We start from the raw sequence: 13,392 nt of genomic DNA, 5'->3' as shown, positions 1-13,392 counted from the left end.
GGCTATCTGTGAATCTCGACTTCTTCATCTGCAGAACTCCCTCTTAACGAGAAAATTCTACTTCTCCCAGCGGTGGATTTCAGGGGGTATTACCGGAGCACGTGCAGACGCGTGCATCAGAAGAGCAATCCCAAAACCAGTAATACTGGACAAACCCACAAGCGCAATGTGCTTTGCGGACTCAAACCAAGATTCGCCCTGCTCCAGAAGACAGATTACCACTGGCACCATTGCCATAATTACGATCGACGTGAGGTACTCATAGCCACACAGCGATTTGACGAGCAAAGTTACGGCGGCGGCCACATAGACAAGCTTCCAGCGCTTTGGGGATATAGGTCGATTCAGCAGCAAGAGACCATTGACCAGCATGGGCAGAAACCATGTCCAACTGACCCAATAGAGATTACGGGAGACGACAATTAACCAGGTAGACGTGATTACTCCAACGGCGAAGACAATGGCTTCCGCGCGCCCATAATGATCTCGCGCCCATACGACAAGCAGCGCAAAGATCAAACCGCTGATCACCGAATTAAATGACTCAAGCAGCTCCCGACTGGTAGTGCGCAGGGTTGTGTAAATGACGCTGAACAGCCGACCCTGCAGCCCATATTGGGAATTGTATTCGCCGTAGGCGAGCCCATTGAATGAGTCTGCCTTAAAGTGATCGAAAACGCGGGTAACCCAATCCCCTTCTCCATAGTTATAGAAGCCGAGCGGAATATCCGAACTACCAGTTTCCTTCTTGTGATAAATTCCCGACAAAACTATGGCTTCGGAGTCGGCCTGATGAGTCCGAAACCACTCAGCGTCAACTCCGCGAAGAACGTTGCATTGGAAAACAAGCGCAAAAAGTATTGTCAACTCGACAACGACGAGATAGCGCGATATGAGTTTCGGCATGATCTGCAAGTTAGGGGTTAAATCTTCCCAAGCAAGCGGAGAGAAGCGTTTGCATTAATCTCCAATTACCTCGCATGCCACCGATTTTCGTTGGAACTGGGCCTTCATCTGGATACACACGCCGCGTAGGAAGCTCGATGCATCGATAGCCCAACTTAGGCGCTCGATATGAAAGATATGCTAGCAGTTCGTAGTCGCGAAAAATATCCCGAAAGATTCCGATCTTCGGATCGAGGAGCATGCGCGCACTATAACCGCGAAAGCCTTGTGTTGTATCTGTCCAACGAAAACCAGAGGCAAGGGAGAGTAGTGGCGCGTGAATAAGGCGAATGGCGAGCCCGCGACTCAGTGGTGTGTTCTCTTGCTGACCACCGCAAACGAAACGCGATGCCTGTATAAAGTCGTAGTTCTGATCAAGCGCCTCGATGAAACGCGGGATTGCCTCAGGATCATCCTTGTCGTTTCCATCGATTGTAACGATCGATTGGTAATCCTCTTTCAAGCAATAGGCGTAAGCGCACCGCAACTGCGTACTCAGCCGACCGGTGGCCGTTTTCAACAACAACGTTCTAACCCGACTAGCCTCCAAGAAAGACAGTTCAAGCGAACCATCCGTGCTGCCGCCATCAACGATGATGATATCGGCAAGATCCGGGATACAAATCGCTTGCATGCGTTTCAGAAGACTCTGAATCCGCATCCCCTCGTTAATAACGGGGACAACGACCGCTACTTTTGACCGCTTCGGTTGCTGGAATTTTATTTGGTATGCGGGAACGGACCAAGTTTTTTCGGTATGAGGTGGGGTGATCATAAACTGAATTTAGGAAGAAGGAGTAATGCTGATGAAGATCACACCTAAAGCAATCAGAATCAGCCCTGCTATCGTATTCCAGCGAAACGTTTCGCCGAGCAGAAATGCAGATGCACATGCGACCGCCCCAATCGCACCTGCCGTCAACACGGGATGAGCTACATTGAGTGGTATCCTGGACAAGGCCGCCGCATAGAGCACAAAGGCGCAGCCATACATGAATACGCCAACGAGCAACGTCCAATTTGATATAACTTGCCAAAGCGATTCTATCGACAGAGGTGTCGCGCGCATGGCAATCTTTATTAGAACACTGGCGGAAGCATTCGAAAGAATGCCCGCCATCACAATCACCACGTTAATCCAATTCATTGCGCGGATCGGTAATGCGTAGTCGCTATGTCCAGAGCGTGCTCGATGGATTCCAGTCGCACCTCCGGCTTAGTGAGCATTTCAATAGAAATTGCGCTAATCCGTGCGCCCCGGATAGCCTCGGCAAGTCCAGCATGATTCGTCGCAGTCAAGCCTAGCGGCGCGAGATCGGGCTCACTGACATGTGCGTAGCCCACGAGTGCGCCGTATTGGCGAAGGGTCTGCAAGGGCGCTTCGCCATTGATAGTGATCGTGCCGGTATCCAGATGCAGCCTCACCGCCGGATGGTTGACACGCTGCACGACCTCGGCTGCTTCCTTGGTAGTCGTCATGAAGTTGCAACCATAGCGCACTGGGTTTGGTTCCAAACACAGTGTTGCACCATGGCGTCCCGCGACATCCCCTGCTCGTCGAAAGAAGTCGGTCGATATTGCATTGATAGTGTCCTCATCAAGGGCACCGCGGTCGCGACATTTAGGAGAACCGAATACGAGCGACCTCGCTCCCAAACCTTCTGCAATTCGGCACACATGGGCTAGATGTGCCAACATGTCCGCTTGGCTTGATACGTCGAACAGATTCAAGCCGCTGCGCCCAAAAAAGAGAGCTTGCATGCCGAGTATGTCGATCCCACGTTGATTCCACGCTTCCCGTACAGCCAAAATTTCACTGCTGGTTGCAACAGCAACATCCGCGAAATATTTTCCTGGAGCAATATCAATCGCATCTACCTGATATCGATGAAGAAGCGTTGCCACGTCATCATCATCACTGGGATCCCAGGCAATGTTGGAAATAGAAATTCTCATTCAGATGCTGCCTCCGCGTGTAGGCGAAGGCTTTGTACATAGGAGCGAATCGCGAGTAGGCTTTCACGCTTGCTGTACTGATAATATAACCCAGTCGCCCCTAACGCCTCTGCATGAATGCTGCGAAAATCGTAAGAAGCAACTGGCCGCGAAACAGCTTCCGCGGGCACATTGAGTTCAGTACCAAAGACAGAGCGAGCGATTTCATAAACGCCCACTGGCTCCGCTGTCAAATGTATCAATCGCAGCCCATGGGCTAATGCATTCTGAATATCAGACCATAAATTAACCGTGGGGTAGAACTGAAACTTCCCACGAGGATCGATCCGCGCCACATTGTTCTCATTGGAAAGATCGTAGACGACATTCTTACGAAGACCTGGCCCAACCAAACCCGGAAGTCGAACAATCAGATGGTGCTCAAATCGATCTCGTACGAATTCCTCGAGTTGGTAGCGGTGCAAGCCGTAAGGTTGCAGCTGACTCGAGTCGACGGGAGTACGCTCATCGATCCCGATTGGTCGATGAAACACGTCCACGGTGCTAAGCAGCACGAACGTTTTTGCATGTACTCCCTGTAAAGCAGCAGTCAATCGCGCGATGTTTTCTTTATCCCTTTCCGGCTGCTGATTGGCCAACCATTTTTGGCCAGGTGCGCCAGCACAAACAACCAAATCATAGCTCTGACCTTGAATGTCCTGGATGTTGGTAGACCGAAATCGGTAATCAAAGACTCGCTGCCGCAATAATGTTCCGCCAACGAAACCGGTAAAACCAATCAATGCGCTATCTGCCATGAAATAAATCTCAATTAATATTTTACGCGCGGAAACGTCTCGCAATCCAGTTTGGCAAGAATGTCGTAGACGTTGTCTATCTTGCCACCAAGAATATTAAAGGCGCCAGCGATAGCCGGCACTGGCTCAAAATAGATCGGACGGCCGTCGTCGACCTCATTGCGGGCTAGCACTGTCTTAACCTCGAATAGCGTATCTCGCACGATCGCACCACGAATCGCTGGTAGCAAACGTGCAGCATCGCGAATCATCCTCTCCGCATGTGACTGTTTATGGTACTGGCGAAGGACTGTGTCAGGATCAGATTCCCCGGATTCGAACCACTGCAGATGAGGTGTATATCTAACATGCGAAAGGGTATGCAACCCGCGACTAGGGAACGGCATGCAGGAAAAAAACGGCCCATCCATGACCGTTACACCGACACTTCGAAGTTCATCCGGCGGCTCAATCAAAGCCATTTCTGTAATTTCATGCTTTAAGGCAGCACGAACACAATCGTTTCGAGCATAGACGGCACGCAGCCCGCTGTATGTACAGTTGAAGACATAGCGAGCCTCTTCTGTCAGAGCATGTTCAGCTGAATGCAGTGTCACGCAGACACCATCATCCGAGCCTGCAATGTCTTGCACAGAGTGCATCATTTTTAAATCAACACCAATGTCGGATAGCACTTTCATTGCCCACTGGCGCAGCGCCACCGCATTAAATGCATACTCTTGGACTGCGTACACAGCGTCGATATGACGAGTCGAAAAGAGCTTATGGAGAGATGGTGGCGCAGGACGAAGTCTTGCGCCTATCTCACTGCAGAAACGCTCGAACTGCTTTGGTGACACTTTTGAGTCGCGAGCTATCGCATAGAGCTTGGTGAACTCGTCGACTACCGCGAAGGAGTACTCCTCCATAAAGCGGGGCAGATTAGCACGGCTGCGGAATGCAGTTACGAAGCTTCGCGGATAGTGGTAACCGTTATGAACGCGTGCCTGATTTCGCAGCGATGCACGCGCGAGAAGTTCGGCCTCGCGCTCAACAATAAGGACTGATCGAAATCCACGCTGCTCTTTCAAGTATTTGGCGATTGTTACGCCGTAAAATCCCCCGCCAACAACGATCGCATCATGCATTGCGTGTAGCCGAGGCACTGTGCGTCGAATCTCGTTGTGTCATGTCTCCTGTTTCCTCAACGTTGAGCTTTTGATGTCGACTAATGATGGCGCTGCCAAACTCCTGCCCAATATGATAGGCAGGAATACCAGCACTAACGGATAGCATGTGCGTGACGTACTCCCCCAACATTAGGAGTACCACCGAAAGCAGGAAGAACATGCCCGATTGTTGCAACGAAAGCGTAACCCAACCTTCTGCTACGTGCGACTTGAAGAGTGCGACAACTACCACGTAGATCGAGTAAAAGATGTTTCCCATGGCCCCAAGCAACGCTAGGGTCGTCACCAAACGCATAGGTTGTGGCGTGGATGAAACCAGTAGCAGGAGCCCGCGATCAATGCCATCGAGCAGTGAGCGTTTTCGTGGAGCGTGTGGCCTCCACTCCCCCGTGACATACGCCTTACTAAAACCGGCGGTCGCAGGCAAATGCCGATAAGCAACCTCGGGCGATCCATGCCTTTGTATGTAGTTGACTACGCTTCGACTGATCAGTCGAAAGTGCGGTGCATCGATGGAGAGCCGGACACCGTGAAGTTTTGCGTACAATTGATCAAAAGCCTGGACACCCCGGCGATACCACCACCCGCCATTATCACTCGCCCGATTTTGCCCGAACACGACTTCGTAGCCAGTCGCCGCCTTGGCCAGCATAGGTGCCAGCATGTGTGCGTCGTCTCTCAGCGGGTCAACAACGGCCACAAAATCTCCAAGCGCATGTTCCACTCCAGCCCATGCCGCTGTCTCAAAAGCGACCTCTTTGGTCAGTGCCAATACCTGGACATTGGGAATGCTGTCACCTCGAAGCATTTCCTTTAGCCGCCGCAATGATTCATCATCAGAGCCGTTGTCCACGATAAGTACCTCGTAGTCATTCACCTTTTCGCCAATATCTAAGGCTAAAGCTGCGATAGTGTCGCGCAACAAGCCGTCGCTATTGCGAGCAACCAAGACAATAGATAGGAATAGAGGGTAGTCAGCCATTGAATAGATAGAGTTCAGACTGGAACAGTAGATCGTAACGACGACGTCGCAAAAAATCGTTGCAAGATTGTAATTATTGCATAACCCCTTCAGCTCGACCCCATCTTTACTCTCTGAGTGCCGCTCCCAGAGGCGATCCCGCCTGCACAGATTATCGCATCAATATGCCCTCCGGTAGAGCATGCCGCTCCGAATGTGGGCCAAGGTGGGACTCCAAATTCAACACGACCTGTCTCGGCGATGCCCCTCGGATTAACGATGCTACCAGGCTTGTCATAGGTTCCGATACCAGAATTTTTGGCGCAAAGATGCCTTAAATATAATTTAATCCGAGAAAGGGATATTCGAAATAAAATTAATAATTCTTGATTACTCTCAACCACAGACGAATAATTCCAAAACCCCTTCCAGAACATGACAAATATCAATTCTCGTTGCCTATTTCAATATGAAGGAATTTGGAAAACCTACTTTTTTCACATCTAAGACCGAGCCCTCCAAATGCAAACCAACAAAAAAAGTACTGCGCTCGATCCGAAGGATCTTTCTCTCCGTACCATCCGCCAATAATAGATACCGCCCAATGCGAAACTCATCTATGTTGAACTTATTTTTTGCCAGAAGAATATCCGGCTCGAATCTTGATATTCCATCAAGCCACTGCCCATTAGAGAAAGGATATGGGGCGTCCAATTTCTCGAAAATAGCAGCATTATTAGCATCGATTTTTTTAGCAGAACAGGCAAGGAATTTAACATGCCCATTCGCCTGGGTTGGCCGTAGCTCCCCATAAACCCTCACTTGACCATCTTCATTCCAAAAGATGGGAAGTATTGCTACGCCCTCTCCCGGTGGGATTGACGCGAAACCCTTGGAATCCGCCGCATCAGTGAGCCCTGTCTGGACCATTGCCAAACTACGACGAGGGCCAACGGTGGCGTAGTGAACTGTGAGTTCATAGTAGCCACGCTCAACTGCACCAAGTGTTGCCACATTTTCTTTAATAGAGCATGGAACTTGTGGCCACTCCACAGTGATTGTCCTACGGTTCCATATTAGCGTTCTCGGCCCCATCGCAACGACCCTGTAGTGCACCAATAATACGCGATAGAACCAATAATTCGCACTCAGACTCCAGCTCTGCCAGGTATTAAAGTCGGCTCGGGTTGTGATAACCGTGTCCGGCATGGAATCCATGACATGTCTGGCATCATCGCGAACTTCGCCTAATGCATGAATGAGTGCATCAACCGGAAGCAAAGGCGCCGGATGACGTATCGCACTCCATATACCAAAATATTCTTCGATTTCGCGGCCCGGTGGAGTGATTCGCGCGCGGTTGACATACCCCTCCCAATCTCGATTCAGATAGCCGCCCAATTCTTTCACATAAAAACGCTGCGCATCATCACGAGCCAACTTTAGAGAGCTACTTAGATCGAAAACTGAAAATGCCGCCGCGGCGCAACTGATTATAATTGTTAGCGTTGCGATGTGATGCACCCTGCAATGCAGCCGCCTGAATATAAGATTTGAGCTCACAAAGCACACGGTGACTGTGACAGCCCAGAACTGAAGAGGAGCAAAATAGCCATCAAGATGCCCTCCTACTGACGCAACAATCCCCCCCAAGGCTAGCGTTGCACCCAAGCCAAGCAGCACGATACATTCAGTTTTTGGTTGCTTTAATGTATGTATTGCTAGAAAAATAATTACTACGATCCCAGCCCAAGCTTCCTTTTCCGCCGGCAACTTCCACAAATCAATTGGGGAAAATATTCTGAAACGGTCCCCCCAGTACCCAAAGTACCACCATTGATCGCGAGCGACATCCGAGAAATTGTAATGCAATAATTCCTTGACATGTCCGTCAGTAGAAACAAAGAGGAAGGAAGCACCAATTGCCGCGAAACCTGTGAATTTAACAGCGCTCTGCCATCCTCTTTGCGGTGAAGTCGCCCCGACCCCAAATGCCGCCACTATGCATGCGAGAATCGTGGGAAGCGCGAAATCATTGGACCAAAATGTAGCAACGCCAGCACAAAATCCAAGCAACGCATATGGAAATGTCGGGTTATCTCGCTTCTCGATAGCAAAATACGCGACCCATGCCGCGATTACCGGGCCAAAAGATCTAACTGGTCGAAGCGAATTCCCCGGAGACAGTCGCTCAGATAGCCACACGGGTAGATACGCATCAATACAGAATAGGGTTGCAATAGTAGCAAAACCCAAAGCTAGAGCCGTGAGGCCTCGTAAGGGCGTATCTCTTGGTAGGCAGAGGAATATAACCAGGCTGACAGAACAGGATTGAACGAGGGCAACGACGAATCGGCTCGCCTCTACGCTCGCCGCAAGATTTTTCCCGAATAATGCGAAGACTGGATAAATTAAAGCCATCGGGCCCACACCGAGATAAGGGAAAAAATCTCGACCCGGTAACTCTCCGCTGGCCAGACGAAACAATGCACTCGCGGTCTGAAAGGCTCCATCAAGGTGCATCGTTGGAACATCAATCGCCGCTTTCGCACAAACAAAAAATATAGCAACGATAGAAAACATTGATCCAAAAATAAGGATAATCGATGTTAATCTTATCTTTTTGATGTCGCCATCAAGCGTACCGCCCCCACCTTCGATACCCTTTGATTTCATGTGTAGCACCACCATCTCATTTTTATTCAATTTACGAAGACTCCACCTCCCTGCCGAACTGAGCCTACCGGTCGAAAAATCCTCTCAAGGCCAAATCCAATCGCCAATCACCAATCGCCAATCACCAATCGCCAATCGCCAATCGCCAATCGCACTTATATTCTTTAAAATCACGCGAAAAAAACACCATTGGCATACAATCATTTAATATTTTTTCAAAAGCAAACACCAGCCTAATTTTTTCCCTTTCCGGATCGGAGGTCGATAATATTCCATCCGTTGATCGATCCTCGAACAGCACCACTCCACTCAGCGGTCACCATATAAGTTGGCGGCGTAATTGCAAAATCCGGTGACCAGTGGCGCTGCCAATCATAAAATTCTGGTGTAAAAAACGGGCCGTTTGGAGTTGCCACAGATTTATAGTCTGTGTAGTAGGAAAGACTCTCGGCATAGCCAACTCCAGTAGCGATTAAGCTACCTTTCGGAATAATAGAAGAAAATCTTTTCGGTATTTCTTTAAGATTATCTCCCTCCTCGTATTTGTCCTGAATATAGCTCGCCCGAAAAAACAAAACCAAGGCAACACAAAGAGAAAGCACACCAATCAGCAGCAGATCAATCAATCGCCCCTCACGCACGCCAAAGACAGGCGTGCGGCGATTCCCAATAAATGCATCTCCAGCCCATTGAACCAGAGCGATGACGGTTAGCACGGCACTAATTGAAAAATAGCGAGTGTCGTGATACGAAGTCAATGAAACGGAGGCCAAGTTAGCCACGATAAATAGCAGCGTTATAGCACCATACAATCTGGCCTTATCACTTGCAACACCGCGCGAAAATGGAAGAATGGCAACACCCATTAACGGCAACAACCCACCGACGGGCAGCATGCCATTGACTAGCACATGCACATTCTCTACAAAATATCCAGCTCTCTGGACGCCCCAATCATGAAATGCATTCCATGCACGCAGTGGTTGCTCGATATACCAATTCAATTGAGCCATGCCAGGCGTCAACGATGTCACACTGATCGAATTATCAGAGGCAAATATCGAACCAAAAACCAAGCCACTCCTAATACCCCAAACAGAATATATGACAAAAAATGCAATGTACGACTTTAAAGTTTCATGAAAAGTCCGCTGCCGCAGCGTAAAAATCAAGGCCGGCAATAGTATTGCAAAAACCGTTACATCAAAGCGCGAAAGCATTAACAAGCCTATCGAGACGCCTAACGCATAAGGCATCCTCCGCTCGGTTGACAATAAAATAACGACAAGAGTGAGGAGAAGTGTTAGAGGCAATACACGAGCTCCCGCAAATTCAGCCGTAAGCGGCTGATTCAATAAAAATACGGTGGATACCACCCAAAATGGGGCCAACCCAAGAGCGAATTCAAAGCGCTTGAATATCGCCGCAAGACCGTAAAGAATACCGGCCAAAATAGCCAAATTGAGGAGCACACCGGAAGCAATTCCGGCACCAGTTAAACGATCTACCGCGCCGACAAGAACGGGATAAAGCGGCGGAAAGCTGCGGCTGACGACAGGGTAAACGGGAGGAACGAAGAGGTCGCGTGCTGAGGGCGACGTAAACCCAAGCCCGTGAAATAAATTTCGTCCGATCAAAAAATTGCCGTACGAGTCCGGCGAAAATTGATGGCCGAATGTTGGCAAGAGCCAGAGAATTGCGAGCGCCCAACTAATTGCGATTAGCGACGCACGCCGCCAGTTGAAATGATGCTCCATTTTTCAGCGTTGGGGATAAACGTGGAATTCTGCCATTACCCATCTGGGTAGCCCTAGACGAATCTAGCAACCGCCCTGACCCGCCCGCTCAATGAGCACGGCAACGGCCTGGCGGCTGTGCTCGGCCAAAGCCCGGCGATCCATTTCCGGAGAAACAAGTGCTCCAATAACCACTTCCACCACCAGCGGTGGCCCATTGAGGATGGCGTTGATCGTATCCATCATCGACAGATCGCCGATATACGCGGGAATGGTCGTCAATTCGCCCGTGGCGGCGACGCGATAGCGCAGCGCCAGCGGGCGGATCGGAGCGCCAGCGCTGACGGGCGCCTGGAACAGGTTGGCGTGGAACGGCAGCAGCTGCAACCCGTCCGACGTCGTCCCTTCAGGAAACACGCAAATGGCATCGCCCGAACGCATCGCATCGGCGATGACGTGCATGATGCGATGCGCGTCGCGCTTGCGGGCGCGCTCGACGAACAGCACGCCGGTCTGCGCGCACAGCCAGCCAATCACCGGCCAGCTGCGGATCTCTGATTTGGCGACGAAGCGCGGCGGGTACCAGCTGTTGATCGCATAGATGTCGATCCACGACACATGGTTGGAGACCAGCATGGAGCCGGCCAGCTCCTTGCCCGTGACGGGCTCGCCATGCACCACGAGCGACACGCGGAACAGCGCGAGCAACTTGCGCGACCACCGCTGAATCAGCGCCTGCTTGGTGTGCGGCTTGATCCACCAGAATAGCAGCGCGCACGTGATCAGGCCTTCGACCAGATGTACGAGCAAGCGCAGCTTGCGCCGCACATGCTTGCGCTGCGGCGAGCTGGCCTCGGCGGGCACGCTTGCCACGCGCTGATCAATGCCCGTCATAGGCAAGGTGGCCAGCGACCATTGTGGCGCGCACGCGGCCGGCCAGCTCAAAGCCCAGGTAGGGCGAGTTCTTGCCTTGGCTGCGCAGAGCGCGAGGCTCAAGTTTCCAGGTCGCGTCCGGATCGAACACACACACATCGGCCATCGCACCCACTTCCAGCGAGCCCGCACGCAGGCCCAGCACGCGAGCAGGCTCGCTGGTGATGCGGGCCAGCGCCTTCGAAAGCTCGACCTTGTGTTCGGTGGCCCAGCGCAACGTGAGCGGCAGCAGGGTTTCGAGGCCGGTCGCGCCCGGCGTGGCCTCGGCAAACGGTAGCAGCTTCTCGTCGTCATCCACGGGCGTGTGGTCGGAGCAGATCGCGTCGATCGTGCCATCCGCCAGCGCACGCACAATGCCATCGCGGTCGCGCCCGGAACGCAGCGGCGGCACGAAGCGCATCTGCGAATTGAAGTAGCCGATGTCGACGTCGGTCAGAGAGATGTGGTGGACATTCACATCGCACGTGACCGGCAGGCCTTCGGCTTTTGCGCGGCGTACAAGCTCGATGCCGGCGGCCGACGACAAACGGCACAGGTGAACGCGGGCGCCTGTGCTGCGAATCAGTTCGAAGATGGTATGCAGGCGCACCGTCTCGGCGATTACCGGCACACCCGAGAGGCCCAGGCGTGAAGCCAGCGGGCCGCTTGCGGCCACGCCGCCCTTGCCCAGATACGGGTCTTCGGGGCGCAGCCAGACAGTGAAGCCGAAGGTCTGCGCATATTGCAGCGCGCGCATCAACACTTGCGTGTCGGCCATCGGTGCATCGGTCTGCGAGAAGCCAACGCAGCCCGACTCCGTCAATTCGGCCATCTCCGTCAGCACCGCGCCCTTCAAGCCGACAGTGAGCGCACCGAGCGGATACACATGCGCCTGGTTCAGGTTGCGCGCGCGAAACTTGAGCATCTCGACCAGGCCGGGTTCGTCCAGCACAGGATCGGTGTCCGGCGGGCACACCAGCGAGGTCACGCCGCCGGCCATGGCCGCGGCCATTTCCGATTCGAGCGTGGCCTTGTATTCGAAACCCGGTTCGCGCAGGCGGGCGGACAAGTCAATCAGGCCCGGGCAAACAACCAAGCCCGTCGCGTCGATGGTCTTGTTGGCATGGAAATCCGCCGGCGCGTGGCCGACACCGACCACCTTGCTTGCCGCGATGTACAAGTCCTGTTGTGCGTCGATACCGTTGGCCGGGTCGATCAGGCGGCCGCCTTTGATATGCAGTTTCATTGCTCTTCTTAGTCGTTGTTGCCAGCCACGATGCCCATGACCGCCATGCGCACCGCGATGCCGAACGTCACCTGATTCAGGATCACCGATTGCACACCGTCGGCCACAGCGGAGTCGATCTCCACGCCGCGGTTCATCGGGCCGGGGTGCATGACGATGGCGTCCGGCTTGGCCAGCGCCAGGCGGTCCTGCGTAAGGCCGTAGGCCTTGAAGTATTCCTGCGCGGAGGGCAACAGCGCACCGCTCATGCGCTCGTTCTGCAGGCGCAGCATGATGACCACATCCACGCCCTTCAGGCCCTCTTCCATGTTGTGGAAGACCCGCACGCCCATGTGCTCCAGGCCACCCGGCAACAGCGTGCGCGGGCCGATGGCACGCACTTCGGCGCAGCCCAGCGTCGTCAGCGCGTGGATGTCGGAACGCGCCACGCGCGAATGCAGGATGTCACCGACGATGGCCACCGTCAGGTTGGAGAAATCCTTCTTGTAGTGGCGGATGGTGAACATGTCGAGCAGCCCCTGCGTGGGGTGTGCATGACGGCCATCGCCCGCATTGATCACGTGCACATGCGGCGCAACGTGCTCGGCGATCAGGTACGGCGCCCCGGAACTGGCATGCCGCACGACAAACATGTCCGCCTGCATCGCCGACAGGTTGTTGATCGTGTCGAGCAGTGACTCACCCTTGCTGGTGGAAGACGCATTGATGTTCAGGTTGATCACGTCCGCCGACAGCCGCTTGGCGGCGATCTCGAACGTGGTGCGCGTGCGCGTGGAGTTCTCGAAGAACAGGTTGAACACGCTCTTGCCGCGCAGCAGCGGCACCTTCTTCACCTCGCGGTCGGAATCCGATACGGAGACGAACTGCTGCGCGGTGTCCAGCACGTCCGTGAGGATGTCGCGTGACAGTCCCTCGATCGACAGCAGGTGCTTGAGCTCGCCGTTTTTCGTGAGCTGCGGGTTGGCAAAAGTCTTGGGCATGGAGAAACGAAAGG

Annotated in this window: 12 protein-coding genes; all 12 read right to left on the bottom strand. The window is 52.9% G+C overall.

From position 1 onward, the window contains the following. Positions 1-57: 57 nt before the first annotated feature. Positions 58-906 carry a hypothetical protein gene (locus ACUXH0_RS19435; RefSeq protein ID WP_182594550.1) on the bottom strand — a complete coding sequence of 283 codons (849 nt, stop codon included), beginning with the start codon at positions 904-906 and terminating at the stop codon, positions 58-60. A gap of 10 nt (positions 907-916) precedes the next feature. Continuing rightward, positions 917-1,720, bottom strand: a complete 804-nt coding sequence (locus ACUXH0_RS19430; RefSeq protein ID WP_182594549.1) for a glycosyltransferase family 2 protein — start codon at positions 1,718-1,720, stop codon at positions 917-919. Between the two features lie 9 nt (positions 1,721-1,729). Continuing rightward, the gene (locus ACUXH0_RS19425) at positions 1,730-2,092 is read right to left on the bottom strand and encodes an EamA family transporter (RefSeq protein ID WP_182594548.1); all 363 of its coding nucleotides are present in this window, start codon (positions 2,090-2,092) and stop codon (positions 1,730-1,732) included. Continuing rightward, entirely contained in the window at positions 2,089-2,901 is an 813-nt protein-coding gene (locus tag ACUXH0_RS19420; protein WP_182594547.1) for a sugar phosphate isomerase/epimerase family protein, read from the bottom strand. The genes ACUXH0_RS19425 and ACUXH0_RS19420 overlap by 4 nt, the downstream gene beginning before the upstream one ends. Beyond that, on the bottom strand, positions 2,898-3,698 hold the full coding sequence (locus ACUXH0_RS19415; RefSeq protein WP_182594546.1) for an NAD-dependent epimerase/dehydratase family protein: 801 nt from the start codon (positions 3,696-3,698) through the stop codon (positions 2,898-2,900). The genes ACUXH0_RS19420 and ACUXH0_RS19415 overlap by 4 nt, the downstream gene beginning before the upstream one ends. 14 nt (positions 3,699-3,712) lie before the next feature. Then, the gene (locus tag ACUXH0_RS19410; RefSeq protein WP_182594545.1) at positions 3,713-4,825 is read right to left on the bottom strand and encodes an FAD-dependent oxidoreductase; all 1,113 of its coding nucleotides are present in this window, start codon (positions 4,823-4,825) and stop codon (positions 3,713-3,715) included. Continuing rightward, positions 4,818-5,849 carry a glycosyltransferase gene (locus tag ACUXH0_RS19405; protein ID WP_182594544.1) on the bottom strand — a complete coding sequence of 344 codons (1,032 nt, stop codon included), beginning with the start codon at positions 5,847-5,849 and terminating at the stop codon, positions 4,818-4,820. Before ACUXH0_RS19405 ends, ACUXH0_RS19410 begins: the two co-directional genes overlap by 8 nt. 438 nt (positions 5,850-6,287) lie before the next feature. Further along, a complete protein-coding gene (locus tag ACUXH0_RS19400) occupies positions 6,288-8,504 on the bottom strand; it encodes a hypothetical protein (protein WP_182594543.1) in 2,217 nt (738 codons plus the stop codon). A 233-nt stretch (positions 8,505-8,737) separates the two neighbouring features. Beyond that, positions 8,738-10,261, bottom strand: coding sequence for a hypothetical protein (locus ACUXH0_RS19395; RefSeq protein ID WP_182594542.1), 1,524 nt, complete (start codon positions 10,259-10,261; stop codon positions 8,738-8,740). 63 nt (positions 10,262-10,324) lie between these two features. Further along, a complete protein-coding gene (locus tag ACUXH0_RS19390; protein ID WP_182594541.1) occupies positions 10,325-11,134 on the bottom strand; it encodes a lysophospholipid acyltransferase family protein in 810 nt (269 codons plus the stop codon). Beyond that, positions 11,121-12,398: a dihydroorotase gene (locus ACUXH0_RS19385; protein WP_024973417.1), complete on the bottom strand. Its 1,278-nt coding sequence runs from the start codon at positions 12,396-12,398 to the stop codon at positions 11,121-11,123. Before ACUXH0_RS19385 ends, ACUXH0_RS19390 begins: the two co-directional genes overlap by 14 nt. An 8-nt stretch (positions 12,399-12,406) precedes the next feature. Next, positions 12,407-13,378: an aspartate carbamoyltransferase catalytic subunit gene (locus ACUXH0_RS19380; RefSeq protein ID WP_004629626.1), complete on the bottom strand. Its 972-nt coding sequence runs from the start codon at positions 13,376-13,378 to the stop codon at positions 12,407-12,409. Between the last annotated feature and the right edge of the window lie 14 nt (positions 13,379-13,392).

This window comes from Ralstonia sp. 110700041-2, from assembly GCF_056280165.1.
This window is presented reverse-complemented; position numbering and strand designations above follow the sequence as displayed.